We start from the raw sequence: 25,832 nt of genomic DNA on the forward strand, positions 1-25,832 counted from the left end.
CCCGGTGACTCACCCCGACTCCCGCCGCCTGGCCGCCCAGGCCAATCCCCGCCGTCCGGTCGCTCAGCCCAACCCGGGCTGTCCGCCAGCCCGGCCCGAATCCCGAAGTCCGGCCGCCCGACCCAATACCAGCCATCCGGCGACTCAGCTCGACTCCCGCTCCCATCCGGCCGCGCCCGCCCTGCTGGCCTTGCCCGGGCCGTCTCGCCCGCGCGACCTTGCCGCCCCACCGGCGCCCCCTCCGCCGCCTCGTACGCAGCCGCCGAGGCCACCATCGCCGCCGACGTCCCGTGCGCCATCGCCAGAGCCTTCGCCGGAGCGTTCGCCAAGTCCTTCACCCTCGCCGCGCTCCCAGCCCGCACCGACGCCACCGCACCCCCGGCCGGTCGACGCACCGTGCTCCCGGCCGGTCGAGTCACCGCGCTCCCGACCGGTTCAGCCGCCGCGTCCCCGGCCCGGCCAGTCGGCGTGCCGTCGATCCATAGCGTCACCACCACCGACGCACCAGCCTCACCATCACAGCAGCGACACCGCATCACCAACGCAGCAACGGCCGAGCCGGTCCAGCAACGCCGCGCCACCACCCACCGCACCAGCCCCAGCACCCACCCCCCGTCCGCCCGCCGCACCACCGACACATCTCTCGCCACCGCCGAACCCCGCCACAGGCAGACCGCCATGCGCTTCTCCCGGACCGCACCGACCTTGTCAGCCGCGCACCCGATCTCGCCGGCGGCCGCCTTGGACTATCAGACGGCCTGGAGCCGGTCGCCGGGCGTGCGGCCCGACAACATCACCACGGCCAGCTACGCCGGGCCGGTCACTCCTTGCGTTCGGCGCCCCGGGTGGTAGGGGTCGAGCAGGAGCGGGAGCACGGTCGCCGCCGACGTGACCGTGGTGTCGTCACCGGGCGGAGTCGAGGCTCCGCTGTTGCCCTGGTTCCAGCAGCGATGATGGACGCACGGGCACCGGACTTCCTGTTGGTCACTGAGCGTAGAGAACTCGCATGTTCGATGGATCCTGTGTCCATTGGCGGACGCTCTGGTCGGATTTTCGCCTCGCGGGGCCATGAGCCCGATCGGGGGCTGGCTGGCAGATCGCCGGCTCCTTGGCTCGAGGTGGTGCGGCCGGTGGCGGGGGCTCGACCCCGGCCCGGCGGTCGTCGAGCGGCTCAGGCTCGCCGACCTGCCCGGGGTCGCAGGTAAGGGATCAGGCCAGGCGGAGTTCGGTGCGGGGCTTGGTCGCCGCCGTTACGGGGCGGTGGGTTGCTGGGCGGGCCGGCTCGATGATGCCCCACGGCGTGCGGAAGGCCTGCTTCAGTGCCTCGTCCAGGCGCCACGTCTCGGTGGCGCTGGTGAGGTGGATCCAGAGGTTTTCGCGTATGCCGTCGATGGCGGTCACGCCCAGTTGCAGGCCCTTGCGGTCCGGCTCCGGGGTCCAGGTTACGTCGGCCAGCTGGTGCAGGTCCGCGTTCAGGTGTAGGTGCACACGGTGCAGGAATCGGGACTCGCTCGTCACGACCAGGCGGTTGCGCGTCAGCATCAGGATGTTGCGGCGGCTCGTGTGGGTCTGGCAGCGCGCGACCACGGCGACCGCGTCCCGGTCGCCGGCGCAGTGGCGCAGGACCTGGACGTGGCGGGCGACCGTGCGGCCGGGCAGTTTGGCCAGCGCCGTGGCCGGCAGGAACGTCCGTGAGAAGGTGTCCAGCGCTTCCATATCGTGGGCAACGACCCGCCCTGCGGACCGACACGCGTTTCGTGCGCCGATCTCGCGACCGCGGCGTCCGTACACTCCCACGATGTCCGGTTTTGCCGATATGTGGCCGCAAGACCGGCGCACAGCGGGTGCGACACCGACGCACCCTGGAGCGAGGTCTGCGAATGTGTGGTATGAGCCGGGGCGGGTCGCCGGTGGAGCGACGGCCCGCCCCGGGCATCGAACTACCCGGTGACCCTCCGGGCAATCAGGGGTGCACTCGATCGACATACCCGCCCGATCGGTCGCCGGGCGCAGTGATTCCTCAGGGAGAAATCCGGCGGCCGATCGGGCGGGGGCTTGGAGCGGTCGGGCGGCCGATGGAGCGGGGGCTTGGAGAAAACCGGCGGCCGATGGGGCGGGGCTTCGAGAAGTCAGGTGGCCGATCGGGCGGGGGGCTTGGAGAAATCAGGAGGCCGACGGGCGGGGGCTGGGCTTCAGTGGCGCGCATGCCTGGACGGCGGCGGCCACCTTCGCGTCCGAATTGTCCAGCTGGTCTGTCGAGCCGGTGACGGTAACGCCGTGCTCGGTTAGGCAGTTGCGGTACGCCGCGTCACGGCCATTGCCGCCGCCGCCCGGGAAGCCGTTGCCGCCGCCTGGGAAGGCGCTCGGGCGCAGGGACTCGCACGCCTTCTGCGCCTTCTCCCAGGTCTGCTGGTCTACGCCGGACGGAGCCGCGGTGCCGAAGAAGCCGCCGCCGCCGCGGAAGCCGCCGCTGCCGGACGGGCGTGGCCGGCCGGACGGGCGCCCCTCGCCGGAGGGGCGCGAGTCTGGGAAGCCCGACGGGCGGGCGGTGGGGCGGTTCGACGCATTGAACTGCGGGAGGTCGACGCCGTTGTTGCGCAGGCAGGACGCGTAGTCCGTGCCGCCCGACGCGCCCGCGGCGGCCGGGGCGGTGTCGTCGGAGGAGCCGCAGGCGGCGGCGAAGAGCGCCACCGCGGCGAGCGCCAGGGCGGCGCCGCCGATCCGCTTGTTCTTCACCTGTGTGATGCAACGGCGCGAAGCTCGATGGGAAGTCGGCCGTACCTCAAAATTTGCTCACAACCCAACGCGCCCAAATACGGCGAATCGGCTCTCAGGAAACTTTGAGGTCCGGCCTAGGTCGCCGGGAGGAGAACCCGCTGAACTACTGACCCATGAAGGTCTGGTGGCTGGCCGGAGGCGCCGCCGTGCTCGCGGCCGCGGCCGTGACGGCGGTCGTGCTCACCGGCGATGACAAGCCGGCTCCCGTGCACGTCAGCACCACGAAGGTGACCCGCGGCGCGGTCAGCACCACGGTGTCGGCGTCGGGCGCGGTGCAGGCTCAGGCGAGCCGCAGCCTCGGCTTCACCACGAGCGGGACGCTCGCCGAGCTCAACGTCAAGGCCGGCGACGTCGTCAACGCGGGCGCGGAGCTGGCGAAGATCGACAACTCGGCGGCCCAGGACGCGGTCGACCAGGCCTCGGAGAGCGTCTCCAGCGCCCAGGACGCGCTGGACAAGGCCGAGACCGCGCACGACACCGCGCTGGCCCTGCCGACGGCGAACCCGACAACGGCAGCCCCGTCCACCTCCCACGCGGCCGGATCAACCGGACAAAGCGGCGGCACGGGCGGACAAGGCGGCACGGATGGACAAAGCGGCAGTACCGAACAAACCGGCGTCAGTAACGGACAAAGTGGCAGTGGTGGGCAAAGCGGGACGGGTGGACAAAGTGGAAGCGGGGGACAAGGCGGTCAGACCGGTACGCAGGGCAACACCCAGAACGTCGCCCAGAACCGCGCCAACCAGGTCCAGCAGACCAGCGACAACCTCATGAACGCCCAGCAGCGGCTGAACAACGCGAAGCTGAGCCTCACCCAGGCCAACGCCAAGCTCGCCGGCACGGTCATCACCGCCCCGGTCGGGGGCAAGATCCTCGCGGTCAACGCAACGGTCGGCAGCCAGGCCGGGTCCAATGTGATCACGCTGGCCGGCACCGGCGACGTCGTGGTGAAGGCCCAGTTCACCGAGGCCGAGGTGGCCGCGCTCAAGGTCGGCCAGACCGCCACGATCACGCTGCCGGACAGCGTCGGCACGAAGTACGACGGCAAGGTCATGCAGATCGATCCGGCCGGCACGGTGTCGAACCGCCTGGTGCGATACGCCGCCCTGATCTCCTTCGACAAGGTGCCCGGCACGCTGCTCTACGGTCAGAGCGCTACTGTCGTCGTAGTCACCGCGTCCGTGGACGATGCCCTGTCGGTGCCCTCGACCGCCGTGCACGACGGGTTCGTGACGGTCCGGGTCAACGGCAAGGACGAGCGGCGGGCTGTCGAGACCGGGCTGCGCGGCGACGTCAACACCGAGATCAAGAGCGGACTTGCCCAGGGCGATGAGATCCTGAGGTGGGTCAGTGACGATGGAGCCGATGCCCGTTTCCGTGTCCCAGGCGACCGAACGCCAGCCGAAGGTCCTCGTCGTCGACGATGAGGCGAGCATCCGCGCCCTGCTGTCGGCCACGCTACGGCTGACCGGCTTCGAGGTGCGGGTGGCGACCGGCGGGCACGAGGCGCTGACCGCCGCGGCGGAGTACGGGCCGGACCTGGTCGTCCTCGACGTGATGATGCCCGACCTGGACGGCTTCGAGGTCGCCCAGCGGCTGCGCACCAGCGGCCGGCCGGTTCCGGTGCTGTTCCTGACCGCGCGGGACTCGGTCGAGGATCGCATCTCGGGGCTGACCGTCGGCGCCGACGACTACGTCTCCAAGCCGTTCAGCCTCGAGGAGGTCGTGCTGCGGATCCGCGCGATCCTGCGCCGCAGCCTGGGCGAGCAGCAGCAACTCGTCGACGGCGGGGTCCTGCGCTACGCCGACCTGGAGATGGACGAGGACGCCCACGAGGTGCGCCGCGGCGGCAATCGAGTCGACCTGTCCCCGACGGAGTTCAACCTTCTTCGATACCTCCTGACCAACGCCGGCCGCGTGGTGAGCAAGGCCCAGATCCTCGACCGGGTCTGGAACTACGACTTCGGCGGTGACGGCCGGATCGTGGAGAGCTACGTCTACTACCTGCGCCGCAAGATCGACAAGTGGGACCCGCCGCTCATCCACACCGTCCGCGGCGTCGGCTACGCGCTGAGACTGCCGAGAACCGAGGGGTGAACCTGCGGCCCTGGAGACACTGGACGGTCCAGACCCGGATCGTCGTCTCCGTTGTGTCGATCGCCGCCGTCGCCCTGATCGCCGCCAACGTCATCGGCGTGGTGCTGCTGAACTCGTACCTCAGCGAGAAGATCGACCAGCAGTTGCGCGCCGGCGGCGGCCCCCGCCCCCTGCAGCCCAACGCGTCGTTTCCGGTGCCCCAGCCCAGCTCGTCGTTCACCCCGCAGCGCTCCCGCGAGGACTTCAACCCGGGGCCGCAGTACGAGGTCTACTTCGTCAGCCGGTCCGGCAAGGTCGACGTGACGCCCCTGCTGCCGCCCAGCCGCCTCGGCGACCTCGCCCAGCACGCGGCCGACGGCCGGCCGTTCACCGTCACCGGCCCCAAGGGCGTTGCCTGGCGGGTGCGGGTCTACGCCGCGCCGTCGCGCGACAGGATCGAGACCGGCTACATCGTGCGCGCGGTCTCGCTCGCCGACGTCGAGGCGACCCGCGACCAGATGATCCAGTACAGCTCCGGCGTCAGCGTCGCGCTGCTGATCCTGGTCGGCTTCGCCACGGCCGCGCTGGTGCGGGTCGGGCTCGCGCCGCTGACGCGCATGGAGGAGGCGGCGGCCGACATCGCCGCCGGCAACCTGTCCCGGCGCGTCGACGACGCCGACCCGCACACGGAGTCGGGGCGGCTGGGTATCGCACTCAACACGATGATGACCCGCATCGAGGGCGCGGTGGACGAGAGCGCCGCGTCCGAGCGGCGGCTGCGGCAGTTCCTCGCCGACGCCGCGCACGAGCTGCGCACGCCGCTGACCAGCGTGCAGGGCTTCGCCGAGCTGTACCGGCGCGGCGGCGCCCCGCCCGGGCCGGCCCTCGACGAGGCGATGGAGTGCATCGACGCCGAGGTCAGCCGGATGCGGCTGCTCGTCAACGACCTGCTGACCCTGGCCCGCCTCGACGAGGAGCGGCCGCTGCAGGAGCACCCGGTGGACCTGCTCGCCGTCGCCGCCGACACCGTTCGCGACGCGCACGTGCGGGTGCCGACCCGGTTCGTGCAGCTCGCCGCGCTCGACGAGCGCTCGGTGACCTTCGAGCCGGTGACGGTCCAGGGCGACGAGGCCCGGCTCCGCCAGGTCGTGGCCAACCTGGTCAGCAACGCGCTGACGCACACCCCGGAGGACACCCGGATCGTGGTCAAGGTCGGGCGCGCCAGGCCGCCGACGATGCTGCCGATCGCGACCGTCGGCGCCACGCTGCCCGAGGGCGTGCCGCTGGGCTGCATCGAGGTCAGCGACACGGGGCCGGGCATGAAGCCCGAGGACGCGGTGCGCGTCTTCGAGCGGTTGTACCGCGCGGAGGGCTCCCGCTCCCGCCGCTACGGCGGCGCCGGGCTGGGCCTGTCGATCGTCGCCTCGATCGTCCAGGCGCACGGCGGCCGCGTCGAGCTGTGGACGGCGCCGGGTCAGGGCGCCACCTTCCGGGTACTGCTGCCAGCCCTGGAGATTCCCGAGGACGACCTCGCCGGCAACGAGCTCGACGAGGCCGATCTGGACGCCGACGGCCCGGATGAATCGGTGGAAATGCGGGCAACCGGATTCCGAGGCAACTCCGAGGTTCGCTGAGGGTCGCTCCGAGCGACGAGCACCACGATTCCCCTCATGCGTTTGTCGCTGCCGTCTCCCGGCCGGCCACGGCTCAACTCCGTGACCCTCGTGAACACCGTGCTCGTGCTCGCCGCGGCCGGCGGGGCCTTCTGGGCGTACCAGATCGTCAGCGGCCCGGCCGCGAGCGCCGGCACCGGGTCGACCACCACCCGCACCCGCATGGTGGCGGTCACCCAGGGCACGGTCTCCCAGACGGTGTCGGCGACGGGGTCGGTGGCGAGCGCGGCGACCGCGAACGCCAACTTCTCCACCTCCGGCACGGTGACCGAGGTCGACGTGAAGGTCGGCGACGTGGTCACCAAGGGCCAGACGCTGGCGAAGGTTGACCCGAGCGCCGCGCAGGCCGCGCTGGACACGGCGAAGGCGAACCTCAACGCCGCCAGCGCCGCGCTGACCCGCGACCAGAACAACAACGCCGACGACGCCACCATCGCCTCGGCCGAGGCCCAGGTCGCGACCGCCAAGGCGAACGTGACCTCGGCACAGGCGACCGTCAACGGCACGGTGCTGACGGCCCCGATCGCCGGCACCGTCACCGCCGTCAACGGCGCCGTCGGCTCCTCGGCCTCGGGCTCCTCGTCCAGCAGCGGGGGCGGCAACAACGCGGCCGGCTCGACCGGCTCGACCGGCAGCTCCTCCTCCAGCTCCGGCAGCGGCTTCATCCAGCTCGCGGACCTGACGAAGCTGCAGATCAACGCGAGCTTCGCCGAGGCCGACGCGACCAAGCTCAAGGCGGACCAGACCGCCAACATCACCTGGAGCGCCCTGTCCGGCACCCGGGCCACCGGCAAGGTCGCCACGATCTCGCCGACCGCCACGACCAGCAACAACGTGAACTCCTACGCCGTCACGATCTCCCTGGACACCCTCCCCGAGGGCGTACGGCTCGGGCAGAGCACGACCGCGGTGGTCACGATCGCCGAGGCGCAGAACGTGCTGCGGATACCCAGCACCGCCCTGCGCACCGCGGGCGGCCAGCGCACGGTCCAGGTGTCGGTCAACGGCCAGACCGAGCAGCGCCAGGTCGAGGTCGGCATCACCGGCGGCGGCTTCGTCGAGGTCAAGTCCGGCCTCGAGGCCGGCGAGCAGGTCGTCATCACCACGACGACCACCAACTCGACCACCGGCACGAACACCAACCAGCAGTTCCCCGGCGGGGGCAACTTCCCGGGCGGGGGCGGCGGGTTCCAGGGCGGCGCCGGTGGCTTCCGCGGGGGCAACTGACATGAGCGTGCTGAGCACGACCGAGCCCGGCCTGGGGCTCGATCCGGCCGTCAAGCCGGTGCTGGACATCCAGAACGTCAAGAAGATCTACGGGCAGGGCGAGACCGAGGTACACGCCCTGCGGGGCGTGACGCTCACCGTCGAGCGCGGCGACTACGTCGCGATCATGGGCTCGTCGGGCTCGGGCAAGTCGACGCTCATGAACATCCTGGGCTGCCTCGACATCCCGACGACCGGAAGCTACCTCCTCGACGGCGTCGACGTCAGCCGCCTCAACGACCGCCAGCTCGCCCTGGTGCGCAACCGGCGGATCGGCTTCGTGTTCCAGGCGTTCAACCTCATCGCGCGGACGACGGCGCTGGCCAACGTCGAGCTGCCGCTCGCCTACGCCGGGGTCAAGGCGGCCGAGCGGCGCCGGCGGGCCCGGGCGGCCCTGAAGATGGTGGGCCTGGCCGAGCGCGAGGACCACGAGCCCAACCAGCTCTCCGGCGGCCAGCAGCAGCGCGTCGCGGTCGCCCGGGCGCTCGTCACCGCGCCGGCCCTGGTGCTCGCCGACGAGCCGACGGGCAACCTCGACACCCAGTCCACCAACGACGTGCTCGCCGTGTTCGACCGGCTCAGCCACTCGGGCCGGACCATCGTGCTGATCACTCACGAGCCGGACGTCGCCGAGCGCGCGAAGCGGCTGATCCGGCTCGTCGACGGACGCATCGTCCAGGATGAGCGGCTCAAGTGAACATCTTCGAGACCATCCGCTTCGCGCTGCGCGCGATCACGGCGAACAAGCTGCGCTCCAGCCTCACCGTGCTGGGCATCCTGATCGGCGTCGCGGCTGTCATCCTGCTGGTGGCGGTCGGCAACGGCTCCGCCCAGGCGGTCCAGAAGCAGATCGAGTCGCTGGGCACCAACACGCTGACCGTGACGGCCGGCGCCGGCGGCGGGGCGCGCGGCGCCGCGTCGACCCAGAACACGGCGCTGAACATGACCCTCGTGCCGGCTCTGGAGAACAAGGACGACGCCCCGCACGTCAAGAGCGTCTCGCCGGTGGTGACGGGCTCGCAGTCGGCCACCTACGAGGGGACCGACCACACCATCGCGCAGTTCGTCGGTACGTATCCGGGATATGTCGGCGCGTCCAACTTCAAGATCGCCAAGGGCGCACTCTTCAGCGACGAGGACGTCAAGGACTCGCGCAAGGTCGTGGTGATCGGCTCGACCGTCGCCGAGGAGCTCTTCGGCAACGTCGACCCGCTGTCCAAGCAGATCACCGTCTCGGGCAAGCTGTTCACGGTCATCGGGGTGCTCGCGGAGAAGGGCGGCAGCGGCTTCAACGACCCCAACGACGTCGCCATGGCGCCGGTCAGCGCGGTGCAGGAGTCGCTGACCGGATACGGCTCGCTCAGCCAGCTCCTCGTCCAGGCGACCTCGCCGGACGCGGTCAGCGAGGCGCAGTCGGAGATCACCGCGATCCTCAACGCGAAGCTCAACATCACCGGGTCGTCGTCGACCTCGGCGTATCGCATCCTGAACCAGTCCCAGCTGCTGGAGACCCGGGCCAACACCGCGCAGACGTTCACGCTGCTGCTCGGCGCCGTGGCCGGGATCAGCCTCCTGGTCGGCGGGATCGGCATCACCAACATCATGATGGTGACCGTCACCGAGCGGACCCGGGAGATCGGCATCCGCAAGGCCCTCGGCGCGCCGAAGCGCACCATCCTCACCCAGTTCCTGGTCGAGGCGACGGTGCTGTCGCTCATCGGCGGGCTGCTCGGCGTGGCCGCGGCGGTCATCGGCAGCCAGTTCACCATCGTCAGCATCAAGCCCGTCATCGTGCCCAGTTCGGTCGCGCTGGCGCTGGGCTTCTCGGTGGCGATCGGCCTGTTCTTCGGCAGCTATCCGGCCAGCCGCGCGGCGGGCCTGCGGCCCATCGAGGCCCTTCGGTACGAGTGATTGTTCTCCTTCCGCGCGGGCGGGTCCCGGTTGCGCTGCCGAACCCCCCGCGGGCATCGCAACCTGGTCCCACCCGCGCGGCAGATAGTCGACGAGGAGTATGTCCGTGAGCCACGCCGCTTCGCCATTCCGCCGTCCGGAGGCGTCCCCCTACGAGCGCCCAGTCCTCTCCACCGACGACACCGACGTGCTGCCGCTGGTGCGGGAGGCGGTGGAGGACCCGGACGAGGAGCCGGATCTCCTCGCGGAGCCGCCGCTCGACGACGACCTCAACGAGCGGATCGCCAAGTCCGCCCCGCGGCGGCTGGCCAACCGGGCCACCTACGTCCTGGCCGGCCTGGCCCTGCTGGTGGTCGGCTTCGTCGGCGGCGCCCAGGTGCAGAAGAGCTACGGCACCGCCCCAGCCTCGGCCGGCCCCGGCGGCGGCGTCAACCCGGCCGCCCTCGCCAGCGCGTTCGCCGGCCGCAACGGCGGCCAGGGCTTCCCCGGCGCGGGCGGCAACGGGGCCAACGCCGGCAACGGCGGCCAGGGCACCACCGGCGGACGCGGCGGCGTGACGGGCACGGTCAAGCTGGTGGACGGCACGACGGTGTACATCGAGACGGCCGACGGCAACACGGTCATCGTCAAGACCAGCGACAAGACCACCGTCTCGACCCCGGGCGCCCTCAAGGACCTGACCGCCGGCTCCACCGTGACCGTACAGGGCCAGACCGCGGACGGCTCGGTGACCGCGACCTCGATCACGAAGAGCAAGTAGCGCCCTGCTCCTATCCTCGGCGGCGTGCGCCGCTTCAAGATCAGGGACCGGATCGCGACCCTGGACCCGTCCCGCGATCACGAGGAGATCGTCCGGCTGCTCATGTTCCACGAGTTCCCGTGGGACGTGCGGATGGCCGGGCGCCTCATGATCTGGCATCTGTACGCCAACCCGCCCGTCGCCGCCGCGGTGGGCTCGACCGGCGCCCTGCTCGCCCGGGCCGAGATCACCTCGCTGACCTTCGGCGACCTGGTGGAGCACGGCTTGGACTCGCCGCGCGGCCGTGAGATCCTGCGCTTCGTCAACCGCAGCCACCGCGGCACCCCGGTCACCGCCGAGCACAACCGCTTCGCCCTGGCCGCCCTGGCGGTGACCCTGATCCGCTGGCTGGACCGCTTCGGCTGGCGCCCCCTCGCCCCGGCCGAGCGCACCGCCGTGGCCACCTATTACGCCGAGCTGGGCCGCCGCATGGCCGCGCCCGGCCTGCCCACGGATCCGGCCGAGCTGACCGCCTACCTGGAGCGCTGCGAGTCGGCGTTCGCCTTCACGGACGCGGGCCGCGTGTGCAGCGAGCGCACCCTGGCCATGGCCCGCGGCCGCGTCCGCCCGTGGCTGCGCCCCCTGGTCCGCCCGGTCATCGGCGCCCTGCTGGACCCCGGCGTCCGGACCGCCGTCGGCCTGCCCGCTCCACCGGCGGCCGTTCGCCTCGCGGCCGGCGCGCTGCTGCGGGTCCGGCGCCGCGTGGTGCGCCGGCTGCCGCCGCGCGCCGAACCCACGACGCCCCGGACGCGGCGGGCGTCAGGAGCGAGCCAGGGCCACGACGTCGAAGCGGGCCGAACTCCAGGCGCAGCGGCCGCGAGGGCTTCCGGCGGCCGCCGGTCCGATCAGACGCCGGCGTAGGAGTGCAGGCCGTTGGCGACCAGGTTGACGCCGAAGAGGTTGACGAGCATCGTCGCCCAGCCGATCACCGCGATCCAGGACGTCACGCGGCGGCTCACGCTCGGGGTGGAGCGGGCGTGCAGGTAGCCGGCGTAGACAACCCAGGCGATGAAGGACCAGACCTCCTTGGGGTCCCAGTTCCAGTATCGGCCCCAGGCGGCCTCGGCCCAGATGGCGCCGGCGATGACGCCGAAGGTCCAGATCGGGAAGCCGAAGGCGTGGACGCGGAACGCGACCCGCTCCAGGGTGGCGGCCTCGGGCAGGCGCCGGCCGAGGGAGTACGGGAAGCGGGTCTTGCCGGCGTCGTAACCCGAGCGGATCAGGTGCATCGCGGCGGCGACGAAGCCGACCAGGAACGTGCCGGAGGCGGTGGCGGCGGCGCCGACGTGGATGACCAGCCAGTACGAGTGCAGGGCCGGGACCAGCGGGCCGACCGGGACGTAGAGGGTCATGCCGGCGACTGCGAGCAGGATCGCGGCGACCAGGGTGACGAACAGGCCCAGGTGGCGCAGGTTCTGCCACTTGACGAGGGTGACCAGCCAGGCCGTCATGCCGACCGCGGTGGCCATCATGACGAACTCGTACATGTTGCCCCACGGGGCGCGGTCGGCGGCGATGCCGCGCGTGACCAGGGCGACGACGTGGGCGGCGTAGCCGAGGACCGTGAGCACGACGGCGGTGATCCCGGCCCGGCGAGCGCCGGTGCTCTCAGCCGGCCCGGCCGGCGATTCGGAAGTCTCCGGCGCGTACGAAACAATGGTTCCGCCGCCGGCCCCGGCACCGACCAGTTCACGGGTCGCCGCGCGGGCGATCACGCTGCGGCCGCCGAACGCGTACTCGATCGCGTACGCCATCATCGCCAGCACGTAGCAAAAGATCGTGACGGCCAACAACTGGTTCGACAACCCGCCCATCACACAACCTCCTCGACGTTGTCAGTCTGCGCCACCTGCTCCGGCACGCTCGCGCCGGGGGCCGCCGCGCGCACGATCTCGGCGAACTCCTCGGCGAAGCCGGGGTAGTCGCTGCGCGGCAGGCCGCCGGCCGAGATGCCGGTGGGCGAGATGCGGAAGAAGACCCGGCGGCGCTTGCCGGTGAGCGAGCCGAGCAGGCCGGCCAGCAGCGCGATGGCGCCGCCGAGGACGATCGGCTGGCCCGGGTCGTGGCGGATCGAGATGCTGATCCACTGGGCGGTGCCGACGAACTTGACGGTCGAGCCGTCCGGCAGGGTGCCCGTCTGGCCGGGCTTGAGCATGAGCGGGTCGCCGAACTTGGTCAGCCGGCCGGCCTCGATCTGGCGGGTGTCGAGCGTGTACACGGACAGGGGCGCGCCCGCGTCGAAGCCCAGCACCCCGTGGTACGGCTGCAGCATCAGCCTCGGGTCGTTCTCCGCCGGGAACGCCGAGGAGTTGACCGACGGGTCGGACGGGACCGTGGGCAGGTAGATGCCGGAGAAGCCGACCTGGGACTTCTCGTCGCGGGTGCCGGTCTGCGGGTTGATGTTGACGTCTGGGAAGGTCGCCACGCCCCCGCTGGTGAGCCGGCCGTCGGAGGGCAGGAAGGGCCACGTGCTCTGCGAGGTCTTGCCATACTTGTCGGTGTACTCGAGTATCGGCGCGTAGCCGTGGCCGAGCAGCGACACGTTCGCCCCGTCCAGCCGCACCGGGTCGTTGACCTGCAGCAGGTGCTCGGTGGAGCGGCCGTTCTGCTGCACGTTGACGTCGGCCTTGTACGTCACCGGCTGGCCGTTTTCGAGGTAGGTCGCGGCGAACTTGTCCAGCCGCATGCAGAACCGGGGCAGGTCGTTCTCGCCGACCTGGGCGCCCAGCGCGTGCTCGTCGTAGTTGAGCAGCGTGTTGCAGAAGGCGAAGTCGTCGCCCTCCACCAGCAGGCGGTTGCCGTGCCAGCCGAACCAGGAGCCGTACGCGACGCCGATGAGCAGCGACAGCAGCGCGAAGTGGAAGACCAGGTTGCCGGTCTCCTTGAGGTAGCCCTTCTCGGCCGACACCTCGTAGACGTCGCCGTCGCGCCGCACGGCGGTGCGGAACCGGCGCTTGCGCAGCACCTGCCGGATGCGCTGCGCGTCCTGCTCGGTGCCGGGGGACTCGGCCACGACGGCGTGCGCGGGCAGGCGGTCGAGACGCTTCGGAGCCTTTGGCGGTACTTTCACCAGCGCCGCGATGTGCCCGCGGAAGCGGGGCACGAGGCAGCCGACCAGCGAGACGAACAGCAGCAGGTAGATCGCCGAGAACCACGGCGAGCCGTAGACGTCGAAGAACGAGAACCGGTCGAGCGTCGGGCCCCACTGCCGGTGGGTGTCGAGGTAGGTGCGGACCTTCTCCGGCGAGACGTTGCGCTGCGGCAGCACCGAGCCCGGGATCGCCGCCACGGCCAGCAGGAACAGCAGCACGAGCGCGGTGCGCATGCTGGTGAGCTGCCGCCAGGCGCGGCGGGGCACGGCGGCGGCGATGTAGTAGAGCCGGCGCATCAGATCGGGGCCGTTCCGGCCGGGCCGATGTTCGCCTGCAGGGCGATCATGAGAGAGCTCCAGACGCCGGTGACGAGGGCGAGGCCGACCAGCACGAGCAGGGCGCCGCCGAGGCGGGTCACCCACCGGCTGTTGCGGCGGATGAACTTGACGACCCCGATGAGCCGCTGGAAGCCCAGCCCCATGGCGAGGAACGGGATGCCGATGCCGAGCGAGTACGCGATCGCGAGCGTGACCGCGCGGGCCTGCGAGCCGCTGGTCGAGCCGAGCGCGATCATCGCGGCGAGGGTCGGACCGGTGCACGGCGCCCAGGACAGCGCGAAGACCACGCCGAGCACGGGCGCGCCGACCAGCCCGGCGGCCGGGAGCCGCTGGATGCGCCACTGCCGCTCCAGGCCCGGCACCAGGCCCATGAAGGCCAGGCCGAGCACGATCACGGCCGCGCCGATGACGATCTCGATCGTCCGGCGGTGCACCATCATCGTCATCGCGGCCCGGGTGGCCAGCACGATCAGCGCGACGAACACCGCGGTGAAGCCGGCCACGAACAGCCCGACGCCGGCGAGGATCCGGCCGCGGCGCTGCCCCGAGTCGAGGTCGGCGCCGGCCAGGCCGGTGACGTAGGAGAGGTAGCCGGGCACCAGCGGCAGGATGCACGGCGAGAGGAAGCTGACCAGCCCGGCCAGGACGGCCACGGCGACGGCCGCGAGCAGCGGGCCGCTCTCGGCGACCGTTGCGGCGTCGGCGAGGTTCACGGGTCAGGCCTGTTCGGCGAGCAGGTCGCGGACGACCGGTTCGAGCAGTTTCTGGTCGACCTCGGAGCGCATGACCGCGGCGATCCGGCCGGCCTTGTCGATCACGAGCGTTGCCGGGATCGCATTGGGCGGCACGTCGAAGTCCAGCGCGAGCGAGGCGGAGGGGTCGAAGATGCTGCCGTACGTCGGCTTGATGTCGGCCAGGTAGGCGTTGGCCGGGTCCCGCTGGTCGTGCACGTTGACGCCGATGAAGGTGACGCCCTGCGCCTTGGTCGCGGCGAGGACCTTCTCCAACTCGGGGGCCTCGGTGCGGCAGGGCGGGCAGTACGACGCCCAGAAGTTCACGACCACCACCTGGCCCTTGTGCTCGGCCAGGTCGAACGAGCCGCCACCCATCAGCTCGCCCTTCACCGCGGGGGCCGCGACGCGCTGGTCGGTCGCGATCTTGCGGCTGCCGAGCGCGCTCTTCGGCGCGCTGCTGGTGCACGCCGCGAGGGCGAGCAGGGCGGTGGCCAGCACCAGAGCGAGCACGCGGCGCATCTCAGGCACCCTTCGCTTGGCGGGCCGAGGCCGACAGCGCGATGAGGTGGGCGGCGGGCTCCGAATACGCGATCCCGACGATCTTCGCGTCCTCGAAGTGGAAGCTCGTGAAGCTGGCCAGCGCGCACTCGCGGCGGCGCGGGTCGTGCCACAGCCGCTTCTTCTCCACGTGCCGCCGTAGCGTCCAGATCGGCAGCTGGTGCGAGACGCACACGGCCTCGTGCCCCTCGGCCGCCTCGCGGGCCGCCATCAGCGCCGCGTACATCCGAGCGGCGATCACGTTGTACGCCTCGCCCCAGGACGGGGTCACCGGGTCGCGCAGCACCCACCAGTTGCGCGGGTCGCGCAGCGCGCCGTCGCCCACGCTGACCCGCTTGCCCTCGAAGAAGTTCGCGCTCTCGATCAGCCGGTCGTCGACGCCGATCGGCAGCCCTGTCAGCTCGGCGAACGGGGCGGCGGTCTGCTGAGCACGCTCGAGCGGGCTCGCGACCAGGTGCGTGATGTCGCGGCCGGCCATCGACTCGGCCGCGGCCTTGGCCATCTGCACGCCGAGCTCCGACAGGCGGTAGCCGGGGAGGCGGCCGTAGAGGACCTTCTCGGGGTTGTACACCTCGCCGTGGCGCAGCACGTGGACGATCGTCTTCACTCCCACTCCTGGGCCGCCTTGCCCGCCGCGTGGGGCAGCGCCTTCTCGAGGACACTGAGGGCCTCGTCGTCGATCGCGGTGGAGACGAACCAGGCCTCGTACGCGCTCGGGGGCAGGTAGACGCCCCTGGAGAGCAGCTCGTGGAAGAAGGCCCGGAAGGCGTTCACGTTCTGCGTCTGGGCCTCGGCGAAGCAGTGCACGGGGCGGTCCGTGAAGAAGATCGAGAACATGTTGCCGGCCGTGGACAGCACGTGGGGTACACCTGCCGCGGAAAGCGCGTCGGAGGCCAGCTTGGACACGGTCGCCGCCGTGGCGTCGAGGCGGGCGTAGACCTCCGGGGTCGCCAGGCGCAGGCTGGCCAGCCCCGCGGCGCAGGCCAGCGGGTTTCCGGAGAGGGTGCCGGCCTGGTACACCGGCCCGGCCGGGGCCAGCCGCGCCATGATCTCGGCCTTGCCGCCGAACGCCGCGGCCGGCATGCCGCCGCCCATGACCTTGCCGAAGGTGTACAGGTCGGCGTCGACCGGCTCCAGCCCGGCCCAGCCGCCCCGGCTCACCCGGAACCCGGTCATGACCTCGTCGAGGATCAGTAGCGCGCCGTGGCGGTGCGCGAGCTCGGCGAGCTTGGTGTTGAACCCGTCCCGCGGCGCGACCACTCCCATGTTGCCGGCCGCCGCCTCGGTGATGATCGCCGCGATCTGGTCCCCGTGCGCGGCGAAGGCCGCCTCGAGCGCGGGGACGTCGTTGTACGGCAGGACGATCGTGTCCCCCGCCGCCGCCCCGGTCACGCCCGGCGAGTCCGGCAGCGCCAGCGTGGCGACCCCGGACCCGGCCGCGACCAGCAGCGCGTCGACGTGCCCGTGGTAGCACCCGGAGAACTTGACGACCTTGGAGCGCCCGGTGAAGCCCCGGGCCAGGCGCAGCGCGCTCATCGTGGCCTCGGTGCCCGAGTTGACCAGGCGCACCTGGTCGGCGGCGGTCCGCGCGACGATCTCCTCGGCCAGGTCGACCTCGCCCGGCGTCGGGGTGCCGAAGCTGGTGCCGCGCGCGGCGGCCGCGGTGATGGCGGCGATGACCTCGGGGTGCGCGTGGCCGTGGATCAGCGGCCCCCACGAGCAGACGAGGTCCAGGTAGCGCCGGCCGTCGGCGTCGGTGAGCCAGCAGCCGGAGCCGCCGACCATGAAGCGCGGGGTGCCCCCGACTGCCCGGAATGCCCGGACAGGTGAATTCACCCCACCCGGCACGATGGCCTGGGCACGGTCGAACAGGGCCTGAGAGGCCGGCGCGTCACCCGCGTACGGGCCGAGACCGGCGGCGTCAAAATCGGTCACAGCCTGCCCATTCTGACAGCCGCTCGGCGGTCGCTCCGCGCGGGTCTTCCGGCGGTGTGCCCGACGCCACTGCATCGGGTGATCAGATATACGCTGGGCCGGTGGATCGCCCCGATCTCTCCGTCTCCGTGCGCCGCACGCCGGCCGAAACCGTCGTGTTGCTGACCGGTGAGATCGACATGTCGACCGTCCCCCGGCTGGCCGCCGCCGTCGACGACGTGCTGAACGAGCCGCCGGCCCGGGTCGTGCTGGACATGGCCGGGGTCACGTTCTGCGACTCGCAGGGGCTCGGGACCCTGGTCGTGCTGAGCCGGAAGGCGACGCTCGCGCAGAGCTACCTGGTCCTGGTCAACGTGGGCGCGTTCCTGATGCGCGTCCTGGACATCACCGGCCTGCGCAACGCCCTGATGATCCAGGAGGCGTGAGCCCCCCGAATCTTGGCGCCGCTCAGATCTTGGCGCGGGCCCTGGCCAGGGCGGTCATCGCCCTCTCGACCTGCTCGCGCCCCAGCTCGCCGTCCGCCGCCAGCGCCGCCTTCAGCAGCGCCGTCGCCTCGTCCACCGCCACGCCCGCCGCGCGTAGCTCGGAGTCGCGCGCGCGGACGAACTCGGACTGGGCGGCCAGCTGTTGCGTCATCGTCCAGAGCTCGACGAAGACCGATACCTTCGCGCGGAGCACCCACGGATCGAAGGGTTTCGTGAGATAGTCCACGGCGCCGGCCGCGTAGCCGCGCAGGGCCAGGTGCGAGTCCCGGTCGGCGGCGGTCAGGAAGATGATCGGCACGTGGCGGGTCCGCTCGCGGCGCTTGATGTGCCGGGCTGTCTCGAAGCCGTCCATCGTCGGCATCTGGGCGTCGAGCAGGATCAGGGCGAAGTCGTCGATCAGCAGGCGCTTGAGCGCGTCCTCGCCGCTGTCGGCGCCGACCGTCTGCACCGGCAGGCCCTGCAGGATCGCCTCCAGGGCGAGCAGGTTGTCCCGCCGGTCGTCCACGAGCAGCACCTTCGCGGGCCGGTCCGGTCCAGTCAAGGATGCTGCTCCTCTCACGCTGTCCACCTCGAACCTACACTGCGCGACCCTCGCCGTTTACCCAGGCGGCCATGACCTCAAGCAGCTCGTCAAGATCGACCGGCTTGGTGATGTAGTCGCTCGCGCCCGCGGCCAGGGACGACTCGCGGTCGCCGGGCATCGCCTTGGCGGTCAGGAACACCACCGGCAGCTCGGCGAAGCGGCGGTTGCGCCGAATCGCCCGGGTCGTCTCGTTGCCGTCCAGGTCGGGCATCATCGCGTCCATCAGCACGATGTCGACGTCCGGGTGCTCGGAGAGGATACGGACGCCGTCGGCGCCGTTGTCGGCGTAAAGCACCGTCATGCCGTGCAGCTCCAGGGCGCTGGTCAGGGCGAAGACGTTGCGCACGTCGTCGTCGACGATGAGGACCGTCGCGCCGTCGAGCTGGTGGGCCGCGGCGGTCGAGCGGCGGTCCGCGGACGGCAGCGAGCGCAGCATCGGCGGGGCCGAGGGCAGCGGGCGGGACATCGGCAGCGACATGGGCTGGACCGGCACCATCTGGTGGATCGCCGGGTTGACCTCGGTGGCGATGACGTCGGGCAGGTAGAGCGTGAACGTCGCACCATGCCCGACCTGCGAGGTGACGCCGATCGTGCCGCCGAGCAGGCGGGCCAGCTCCCGGCTGATCGACAGGCCGAGGCCGGTGCCGCCGTATTTCCGGCTGGTGGTCCCGTCCGCCTGCTGGAACGCCTCGAAGATGATCGCCACCTTGTCGTCGGAGATGCCGATGCCCGTGTCCGAGACGGCGAACTGGATCACGCGCCGGGCGCCGGCCAGCGTCGGCGCCGGGAAGTCCAGCTCGGCCGGGGCGATGCCGATGGACAGCGTCACCGAGCCGTGGTCGGTGAACTTCACGGCGTTGGAGACCAGGTTGCGCAGGATCTGCTGGAGCCGCTGCGGGTCGGTGACGATCGCCGGCGGCAGCGACGGGTCCGGCGCGACGGTGAAGTCCAGCCCCTTGTCCTCGGCCTGGGGGGCGAAGGCCTGCTCGACGTACGCCCGGATCTCCTCGAACGAGACCTCACCGGGCTCGACGTCCATCCGGCCGGCCTCGATCTTCGACAGGTCGAGGATGTCGTCGATGAGCGCCAGCAGGTCGGAGCCGGCGTTGTGGATCGTCGCGGCGAACTCGATCTGCCGCGCGGTGAGGTTGTCGTCGGGGTTGTCCGCGAGCAGGCGGGACAGCAGCAGCATCGAGTTGAGCGGTGTGCGCAGCTCGTGGCTCATGTTGGCCAGGAACTCCGATTTGTACTGCGACGCCTGCGCGAGCTGCTGCGCCTTCTCCTCCAGGCCGAGCCGGGCCATCTCGATCTCGCGGTTCTGCTTCTCGATGTTGCCCTTCTGCTCCGACAGCAGGGTCGCCTTCTCCTCCAGCTCGGCATTGGTCCGCTGCAGCTCCGCCGACTGGTCCTGCAGCTCCAGGGCCAGCCGCTGCGACTGCGACAGCAGCTCCTCGGTGCGCCGGTTGGCGAGGATCGTCTTGAGCGCCACGCCGATGGTGACCACGAGCCGGTCCAGGAACGCCAGGTGCAGCTCGCTGAACGGTGAGACGCTGCCGAACTCGATCACGCCGAGCGGCTCGCCCTCGAAGAGCACCGGCAGGACGACCAGGTCGGCCGGCGGGGTCTCGGCCAGCCCGGAGCGGACCGTCAGCCGGCTCTCCGGCGCGGCCTGGACCCGGATCGCCCGGCGGGACAGCGACGCCTGGCCGATGAGGCCCTCGCCGGGGGCGAAGCTGATGTCGGTGCCGGGGGCGACGTAGCCGTACGACGCCTCGAGCCGCAGGCGCAGCCCGCTCTCGGTGTCCGTCCCGGAGAGGAAGAACGCGCCGATCTGCGCGTCGACGAGGGGCGTCACCTCGGCCATGATCATGCGGCAGACCTCGCCGAGATCGCGCTGGCCCTGCAGAAGGCCGCCGACGCGGGCCAGGTTGGAGTCGAGCCAGCCCTGCTCGGCGTTCTTCTTCGTCGTCTCGCGCAGGGTGACGATCATCTGGTTGATGTTGTCCTTGAGCTCGGCGACCTCGCCGAGCGCCTCGACCGCGATCCGCTGGGTCAGGTCGCCGCGGGTCACCGCCGTGGACACCTGCGAGATGGCGCGCAGCTGGGTGGTCAGCGTCGAGGCGAGCTGGTTGACGTTCTCGGTCAGGTCGCGCCAGGTGCCGGAGACGCCGCGCACCTGGGCCTGGCCACCGAGCTTGCCCTCCGAGCCGACCTCGCGGGCCACGCGGGTGACCTCGTCGGCGAAGGAAGAGAGCTGGTCGACCATGGTGTTGACGGTGTTCTTGAGCTCCAGGATCTCGCCGTGCGCGTCGACGGTGATCTTCTGGGACAGGTCGCCGCGGGCCACGGCGGTGGTCACCTGGGCGATGTTGCGGACCTGGCTGGTGAGGTTGGACGCCATCGAGTTGACGTTGTCGGTGAGGTCGCGCCAGGTGCCCGAGACGCCCTTCACCTGGGCCTGACCGCCGAGCTTGCCTTCGGTGCCGACTTCGCGGGCCACGCGGGTGACCTCGTCGGCGAAGGAGGAGAGCTGGTCGACCATGGTGTTGACGGTCGACTTCAGTTCCAGGATCTCGCCCTGGGCGTCGACGGTGGTCTTCTGGGACAGGTCGCCCCGCGCCACGGCCGTCGCGACCTGGGAGATGTTGCGGACCTGGGCGGTGAGGTTGGACGCCATGAAGTTGACGTTGTCGGTGAGGTCGCGCCAGGTGCCGGCGACGCCGCGGACCTGGGCCTGGCCGCCGAGCTTGCCTTCGGTGCCGACTTCGCGGGCCACGCGGGTGACCTCGTCGGCGAAGGAGGAGAGCTGGTCGACCATGATGTTGACGGTCGACTTGAGCTCCAGGATCTCGCCGCGCGCGTCGACCGTGATCTTCTGCGACAGGTCGCCCCGAGCGACCGCGGTGGCCACCTGGGCGATGTTGCGGACCTGGCTGGTGAGGTTGGACGCCATGAAGTTGACGTTGTCGGTGAGGTCGCGCCAGGTGCCGGCGACGCCGCGGACCTGGGCCTGGCCGCCGAGCTTGCCTTCGGTGCCGACTTCGCGGGCCACGCGGGTGACCTCGTCGGCGAAGGAGGAGAGCTGGTCGACCATGGTGTTGACGGTGTTCTTGAGCTCCAGGATCTCGCCGCGCGCGTCGACCGTGATCTTCTGCGACAGGTCGCCTCGCGCCACGGCCGTCGAGACCTGGGCGATGTTGCGGACCTGGCTGGTGAGGTTGGACGCCATGAAGTTGACGTTGTCGGTGAGGTCGCGCCAGGTGCCGGCCACGCCGGTGACCTGGGCCTGACCGCCCAGCTTGCCCTCCGTGCCGACCTCGCGGGCCACTCTCGTGACCTCGTCGGCGAACGAGGAGAGCTGGTCCACCATCGTGTTGACGGTGTCCTTGAGCTCCAGGATCTCGCCCTGCGCCGCCACCGTGATCTTCTGCGACAGGTCGCCCCGTGCCACGGCCGTCGAGACCTGGGCGATGTTGCGGACCTGGCTGGTCAGGTTGGACGCCATCGAGTTGACGTTGTCGGTCAGGTCCTTCCAGGTGCCGGCCACGCCGGTGACCTGGGCCTGACCGCCCAGCTTGCCCTCCGTGCCGACCTCGCGGGCCACCCGGGTCACCTGCTCGGCGAAGATCCGCAGTGTGTCGACCAGCGAGTTGATCGTCTCCGACAGCTCGGCGATCTCGCCCTTCGCGCTCACCGTGATCTTCTGCGACAGGTCACCGCGGGCCACCGCCGTCGCCGCCGTCGAGATCGACCGCACCTGCCCCGTCAGGTTGGCCGCCATCGAGTTCACCGAGTCGGTGAGGTCGCGCCAAGTGCCGGCCACGCCGGTGACCTGGGCCTGACCGCCCAGCTTGCCCTCCGTGCCGACCTCGCGGGCCACTCTCGTGACCTCGTCGGCGAACGAGGAGAGCTGGTCGACCATCGTGTTGACCGTGCGGCCGATGGTGAGAAACTCACCGCGCAGTGGCCGCCCGTCGATCTCCAGCGCCAACTGCTGCGACAGGTCACCCTCGGCCACCGCCACGATCACGCGGGCGATCTCCGTGGTCGGGCGCCCCAGGTCGTCGATGAGCGAGTTGACCGCGTGGATGCGGTCGAGCCAGGCGCCCTCGAAGCCCTCCTCGTCCATCCGCTCGGTCATGCGACCCTCGCGGCCGACGACCCGGCTGATCCGCAGCAGCTCGCGGGTGTGGTGCTGCTTCATCTCAGTGAGCCGGTTGAAGCGCTCGACCACCTCGCCCGGCAGCCCGTCGCGCCGGCTCAACCTGATCTTCAGGTCACCGGCCGCGAGCCGGTCCAGGGCGACCGACAGCTCCTCCAGGAGCAGAGTTTCCGGACTCTTCTGGGTGACTTCTTCGACTGTGGTCATGACGTCTCCACCGGTCTCGGGGGCAGGCGGTGTCCACCTATCGTCGTCCTTCAGGTTGGATTGTTACCACCGTTCAGTGGAGACTGCGATAGTGACAACCCAGACCGTCCGGAGGATCAGGCTCCCGGCCGACCATAGCTCTCCCGGTCTGGCCCGCGAGGCGATCCGGACGATCGCGCACGAATGGGGCCTCGCCGGGGTCCTCGACGAGGCACTGCTGTTGGTCACCGAACTCACCACCAACAGTGTCATCCACGCCGGCACCGAGGTCGACCTGGAAATCACGGCCGGTGACGCATCGCTCACGGTGGTGGTGCTCGACTTCAGCCCGGGGCCGATCAGGCGCAGCCTCGCCGAGACCACCGGCGAGGTGCCCGAGCGCGGCCGCGGCCTGCTCCTCGTGGAGCAGCTGGCCACGGCCTGGGGCACCCTGCACTTCGCCGGCGGCAAGGGCGTCTGGTTCCGCCTCGACCGCGCGCCCGAGGCGGCCGGGCCGGGGGCGCACGCGTTCGACCCGCCGACGTTCGATCTGCCGAATGCGATCGACTCGCTGACCTGGTCCGGCCGCGGCGCCTCGCTGGAGGAGATCGCCGAGGAGCTGCTGGAGCGGCTGTGCCGGGCGACCGGGGCCCACGGCGCCTCGCTCACCGTCGACGAGGGCGACGGCCCGCACACCGCCGCGGCCTTCGGGCGCCCCGGCGGCACCGCCGACCCCGGCCACCGCGTGCCGCTGCGTGTCGCCCGCCCGTGGCGCGGCGAGCTGCTCGTGGTCGGCGGCGACGCCAGCCCCTATGCGCGCCCGCTCACCGCGCTCGCCGCCGACCGCCTCACGCTGCTGGTCGAGAACCACCGGCTGAGCCGCGCCGACGCCGAGCGGCGCACCTGGCTCACGTTCCTCGCCGAGGCGAGCGAACTGCTCGCCCAGTCCCTCGACGTGGAGCTCACGCTCGCGCTCATCCCGCGGCTGGTCGTGCCGCGGCTCGGGCAGTGGTGCGCGATCCACTCCGCCGACGCCGGGGGCGAGCTCCGGCTGGCCGCCGCCACCCACGCCGACGAGTCCCGCGTCGGCGACCTCCTCGACGCGCTGGCCCAGGCCACGCCGCAGCTGAAGGAGGCGATGGGGACCGATGCCGTCGTACCCCTGGGGCCGCCCCTGGAGGGATACATCGTCGCGCTGATCGCCCGCGGCCAGCACCTCGGCACCCTGAGCGTCGGCGGCAACCGCGACACCTGGCAGCGCGCCGAGGAGGTCGCGGTCGTCGAGGACGTGGCCCGCCGCGCCGCCCTCGCCATCGACAATGCCAACATCCACGCCGAGCGCCGCCGGGTCGCCCAGACCCTCCAGCGCTCGCTGCTGCCACCCCAGCTGCCGAAGGCCGACGGGGTCGAGTTCGGCGCCGAGTACGTCCCGACCGGCGAGGGCGTCGAGGTCGGCGGCGACTTCTACGACGTGGTGCCGCTCTCCGGGCGCCGCTGGCTCGTCGTCGTCGGCGACGTCTCCGGCAAGGGCGTGCAGGCGGCGACGGTCACCGGCCTGGTTCGCGACGTGACCCGGGTGCTGGTGCGCGACGGGCGGCCGCTGCCCGAGGTACTCCTGCGGCTCAACGAGACCCTCCTGGAGCGCGGCGCCGGCCGCTTCTGCACGCTCTGCCTGGCCCAGATCCTGCGCCGGCAGGACGGCCGCCTGGACGTGACGCTCCACCTCGCCGGGCACGACCAGCCCGTCCTGCTGCGCGCGGACGGCACGACCGAGCTCGTCGGCGCCTGCGGCACCGCGCTGGGCCTCCTCGACGCCATCAACACCCCGCGCGCCCAGATCTCCCTCGACCCCGGCGACACGCTGATCTTCTTCACCGACGGCGTCACCGAGCGCCGCCGCGGCATCGACCTGTTCGGCGTCGACCGCCTGCGCGACGAGGCCGCCAACCTGGCCGGCTTCCCGGCCGACGTGGTCGCCGCCCGCCTGCGCGCCCGGACGCTGAGCTTCTCGCTGGAGGCGCCGCGCGACGACATCGCCATCTTCGCGGTCCGCAACGACGCCTGAGCCCCTACGCCACCCAGCCCGAGTGCAGGAAATGCGCCGCCAGGAGGCCCTGCGCGGAGAGGAAGGTGGTGAGCACCGCACGGTCGAGCCACGGCCGGCGTCCGAGGACCCCGAGCGCCATGAACGCCGGGAACACCTCCAGCCCGATGCGTGACGTGGAGTAGAGCGGATACGGGATGTCCGCGGTGTACCGGCTGGGAAAGCTGATCATGAAGATCAGCAGCGCGGCACCGAGCAGCGGGTAGACCACCTGGTCCCGCCGTGTCCTGCGCAGCCACGGGACGAGGAGCGCGGCCAGGGCCAGGACGCTCGCGAGCTCCAGCACGTTGTGGACCCAGATCTCGGTGAACGGCGGCCCGGCCCGCCGGACGGCGTCGATCGGCGCCTGCCACGGCGGGGCGAGGTGGCGGCCCCAGTGCGCGGCCTGGGTGTGCGAGAAGGCCAGCGGATCGCCGTACGCCAGCCGGTCCACCGCCATCACCGCCCCCAGACCGAGCGGCACGAGCCCGGCGGCGAGCGCATCGCGCCAGCCGGGGCGCGCGCGGAGCAGCTCGATCGCGAACGCCAGCAGCAGGAGAATGCCGGCCGAGCGGGTCGCCGCGGCCAGGGCGCCCAGCAGGCCGGCCCGCCACCACAGCTGCCTGCGCAGGCAGTACACGGTCGCCGCCAGCAGGGCGATGAACAGCCCCTCGTTGTACGCGGCGCTCAGGAAGAACCCCGTCGGGAACGCCACCAGGTAGAAGATCGTGCGCCCGGCGGCGGCCGGGCCGAGCTCGTGCTCGGCGAGCCGGAAGAGCACGATCAGCGCCCCGAGCAGCGCGGCGTTGGCGACGAGCAGCGCCGCCACCCACGGCCGTCCGAGCGTCAGGGGCGTCGCGATCCGGATGAGCAGTGGATAGAGCGGAAAGAATGCGGCCGGTGAGGCGTCCGGAGTCTTCTGATATCCGTGCTGGGCGATCGCGATGAACCACGGCGAGTCGTACTGGGCGGCCCACAGCCGTGCGACCTGCGTGACCGATCGCCGTGGCGCCGGATCGCCGACCCACGCGAACATCGACACGACGGCGAGCCCGGCCCGGCTCGCGGCGAACACCACGACCCCGTCGACGACGGCCCGCCGCCATGGCCGGCGATCGGAGCGGATATTTCGTACTTCATCCGTATAAATCGGCGGCGCGGGCGTCAGGACCG

General features: G+C 71.5%; 21 protein-coding genes. 10 read left to right on the top strand and 11 right to left on the bottom strand.

What is annotated here, in order from left to right; translation table 11 throughout:
* Positions 1-1,209 precede the first annotated feature (1,209 nt).
* Positions 1,210-1,716 carry a hypothetical protein gene (locus ACQPY0_RS01575; RefSeq protein WP_432983473.1) on the bottom strand — a complete coding sequence of 169 codons (507 nt, stop codon included), beginning with the start codon at positions 1,714-1,716 and terminating at the stop codon, positions 1,210-1,212.
* A 447-nt stretch (positions 1,717-2,163) separates the two neighbouring features.
* A complete protein-coding gene (locus ACQPY0_RS01580; protein WP_432983476.1) occupies positions 2,164-2,736 on the bottom strand; it encodes a hypothetical protein in 573 nt (190 codons plus the stop codon).
* A gap of 155 nt (positions 2,737-2,891) precedes the next feature.
* On the opposite strand from ACQPY0_RS01580, the gene ACQPY0_RS01585 reads away from it, so the two are divergent.
* From ACQPY0_RS01585 to ACQPY0_RS01620, 8 genes are all read left to right on the top strand, one after another.
* The gene (locus tag ACQPY0_RS01585) at positions 2,892-4,205 is read left to right on the top strand and encodes an efflux RND transporter periplasmic adaptor subunit (RefSeq protein WP_432983479.1); all 1,314 of its coding nucleotides are present in this window, start codon (positions 2,892-2,894) and stop codon (positions 4,203-4,205) included.
* On the top strand, positions 4,144-4,875 hold the full coding sequence (locus tag ACQPY0_RS01590; RefSeq protein WP_432983482.1) for a response regulator transcription factor: 732 nt from the start codon (positions 4,144-4,146) through the stop codon (positions 4,873-4,875). Before ACQPY0_RS01585 ends, ACQPY0_RS01590 begins: the two co-directional genes overlap by 62 nt.
* Positions 4,872-6,488 carry a sensor histidine kinase gene (locus tag ACQPY0_RS01595; RefSeq protein WP_432983485.1) on the top strand — a complete coding sequence of 539 codons (1,617 nt, stop codon included), beginning with the start codon at positions 4,872-4,874 and terminating at the stop codon, positions 6,486-6,488. Before ACQPY0_RS01590 ends, ACQPY0_RS01595 begins: the two co-directional genes overlap by 4 nt.
* A gap of 36 nt (positions 6,489-6,524) precedes the next feature.
* Positions 6,525-7,754 (top strand): efflux RND transporter periplasmic adaptor subunit, encoded by a 1,230-nt coding sequence (locus tag ACQPY0_RS01600; protein WP_432983488.1) that lies wholly within the window; start codon positions 6,525-6,527, stop codon positions 7,752-7,754.
* A gap of 1 nt (position 7,755) precedes the next feature.
* Entirely contained in the window at positions 7,756-8,490 is a 735-nt protein-coding gene (locus ACQPY0_RS01605) for an ABC transporter ATP-binding protein (protein WP_432983491.1), read from the top strand.
* The gene (locus tag ACQPY0_RS01610) at positions 8,487-9,704 is read left to right on the top strand and encodes an ABC transporter permease (protein ID WP_432983494.1); all 1,218 of its coding nucleotides are present in this window, start codon (positions 8,487-8,489) and stop codon (positions 9,702-9,704) included. The genes ACQPY0_RS01605 and ACQPY0_RS01610 overlap by 4 nt, the downstream gene beginning before the upstream one ends.
* 106 nt (positions 9,705-9,810) lie before the next feature.
* On the top strand, positions 9,811-10,464 hold the full coding sequence (locus ACQPY0_RS01615; protein WP_432983497.1) for a hypothetical protein: 654 nt from the start codon (positions 9,811-9,813) through the stop codon (positions 10,462-10,464).
* A gap of 24 nt (positions 10,465-10,488) precedes the next feature.
* Positions 10,489-11,364, top strand: a complete 876-nt coding sequence (locus tag ACQPY0_RS01620) for an oxygenase MpaB family protein (RefSeq protein WP_432983500.1) — start codon at positions 10,489-10,491, stop codon at positions 11,362-11,364.
* Here the strand turns inward: ACQPY0_RS01620 and ccsB are convergent.
* Genes ccsB through hemL form a run of 6 tightly spaced genes read right to left on the bottom strand, consistent with a single transcriptional unit; the run spans position 11,349 to position 17,160 of the window.
* Positions 11,349-12,317 (bottom strand): c-type cytochrome biogenesis protein CcsB, encoded by a 969-nt coding sequence (gene ccsB, locus ACQPY0_RS01625; protein WP_432983503.1) that lies wholly within the window; start codon positions 12,315-12,317, stop codon positions 11,349-11,351. The two genes, ACQPY0_RS01620 and ccsB, sit on opposite strands and share 16 nt — an antisense overlap.
* Complete coding sequence (gene resB, locus ACQPY0_RS01630) at positions 12,317-13,954, bottom strand: cytochrome c biogenesis protein ResB (RefSeq protein WP_432994912.1); 1,638 nt, start codon at positions 13,952-13,954, stop codon at positions 12,317-12,319. The genes ccsB and resB overlap by 1 nt, the downstream gene beginning before the upstream one ends.
* Entirely contained in the window at positions 13,891-14,646 is a 756-nt protein-coding gene (locus tag ACQPY0_RS01635; RefSeq protein WP_432983506.1) for a cytochrome c biogenesis CcdA family protein, read from the bottom strand. The genes resB and ACQPY0_RS01635 overlap by 64 nt, the downstream gene beginning before the upstream one ends.
* Before the next feature lie 3 nt (positions 14,647-14,649).
* A complete protein-coding gene (locus ACQPY0_RS01640; RefSeq protein WP_432983509.1) occupies positions 14,650-15,186 on the bottom strand; it encodes a TlpA family protein disulfide reductase in 537 nt (178 codons plus the stop codon).
* A 1-nt stretch (position 15,187) separates the two neighbouring features.
* Positions 15,188-15,823 (bottom strand): histidine phosphatase family protein, encoded by a 636-nt coding sequence (locus tag ACQPY0_RS01645; RefSeq protein WP_432994914.1) that lies wholly within the window; start codon positions 15,821-15,823, stop codon positions 15,188-15,190.
* Positions 15,824-15,828: 5 nt separating this feature from the next.
* Complete coding sequence (hemL, locus tag ACQPY0_RS01650) at positions 15,829-17,160, bottom strand: glutamate-1-semialdehyde 2,1-aminomutase (RefSeq protein ID WP_432983512.1); 1,332 nt, start codon at positions 17,158-17,160, stop codon at positions 15,829-15,831.
* A 101-nt stretch (positions 17,161-17,261) separates the two neighbouring features.
* Between hemL and ACQPY0_RS01655 the strand changes: the two genes are divergently transcribed.
* Complete coding sequence (locus ACQPY0_RS01655; RefSeq protein WP_432983515.1) at positions 17,262-17,585, top strand: STAS domain-containing protein; 324 nt, start codon at positions 17,262-17,264, stop codon at positions 17,583-17,585.
* 22 nt (positions 17,586-17,607) lie between these two features.
* Here the strand turns inward: ACQPY0_RS01655 and ACQPY0_RS01660 are convergent, their stop codons facing one another.
* Together ACQPY0_RS01660 and ACQPY0_RS01665 are read right to left on the bottom strand one after the other, a co-directional pair.
* The gene (locus ACQPY0_RS01660; RefSeq protein ID WP_432983518.1) at positions 17,608-18,186 is read right to left on the bottom strand and encodes a response regulator; all 579 of its coding nucleotides are present in this window, start codon (positions 18,184-18,186) and stop codon (positions 17,608-17,610) included.
* A gap of 34 nt (positions 18,187-18,220) precedes the next feature.
* On the bottom strand, positions 18,221-22,597 hold the full coding sequence (locus ACQPY0_RS01665) for a HAMP domain-containing protein (RefSeq protein ID WP_432983521.1): 4,377 nt from the start codon (positions 22,595-22,597) through the stop codon (positions 18,221-18,223).
* Between the two features lie 91 nt (positions 22,598-22,688).
* Here ACQPY0_RS01665 and ACQPY0_RS01670 point away from each other — a divergent pair, with 91 nt between their 5' ends.
* Complete coding sequence (locus tag ACQPY0_RS01670; RefSeq protein WP_432983524.1) at positions 22,689-24,641, top strand: SpoIIE family protein phosphatase; 1,953 nt, start codon at positions 22,689-22,691, stop codon at positions 24,639-24,641.
* A 4-nt stretch (positions 24,642-24,645) separates the two neighbouring features.
* On the opposite strand, the gene ACQPY0_RS01675 is transcribed toward ACQPY0_RS01670, so the two are convergent.
* Positions 24,646-25,737 (bottom strand): mannosyltransferase family protein, encoded by a 1,092-nt coding sequence (locus ACQPY0_RS01675; protein ID WP_432983527.1) that lies wholly within the window; start codon positions 25,735-25,737, stop codon positions 24,646-24,648.
* Between the last annotated feature and the right edge of the window lie 95 nt (positions 25,738-25,832).

It is taken from the genome of Dactylosporangium sp. CA-233914 (genome assembly GCF_050942935.1).
Taxonomy (GTDB): domain Bacteria; phylum Actinomycetota; class Actinomycetes; order Mycobacteriales; family Micromonosporaceae; genus Dactylosporangium.

Excerpts from the sequence above, each read along its gene's own strand:
- ACQPY0_RS01575 (WP_432983473.1), bottom strand. The coding sequence starts at position 1,716 with ATGGAAGCGCTGGACACCTTCTCACGGACGTTCCTGCCGGCCACGGCG.
- ACQPY0_RS01585 (WP_432983479.1), top strand. The coding sequence starts at position 2,892 with ATGAAGGTCTGGTGGCTGGCCGGAGGCGCCGCCGTGCTCGCGGCCGCG.
- ACQPY0_RS01590 (WP_432983482.1), top strand. The coding sequence starts at position 4,144 with ATGCCCGTTTCCGTGTCCCAGGCGACCGAACGCCAGCCGAAGGTCCTC.
- ACQPY0_RS01600 (WP_432983488.1), top strand. The coding sequence starts at position 6,525 with ATGCGTTTGTCGCTGCCGTCTCCCGGCCGGCCACGGCTCAACTCCGTG.
- ACQPY0_RS01605 (WP_432983491.1), top strand. The coding sequence starts at position 7,756 with ATGAGCGTGCTGAGCACGACCGAGCCCGGCCTGGGGCTCGATCCGGCC.
- ccsB (WP_432983503.1), bottom strand. The coding sequence starts at position 12,317 with ATGGGCGGGTTGTCGAACCAGTTGTTGGCCGTCACGATCTTTTGCTAC.
- ACQPY0_RS01640 (WP_432983509.1), bottom strand. The coding sequence starts at position 15,186 with ATGCGCCGCGTGCTCGCTCTGGTGCTGGCCACCGCCCTGCTCGCCCTC.
- ACQPY0_RS01665 (WP_432983521.1), bottom strand. The coding sequence starts at position 22,597 with ATGACCACAGTCGAAGAAGTCACCCAGAAGAGTCCGGAAACTCTGCTC.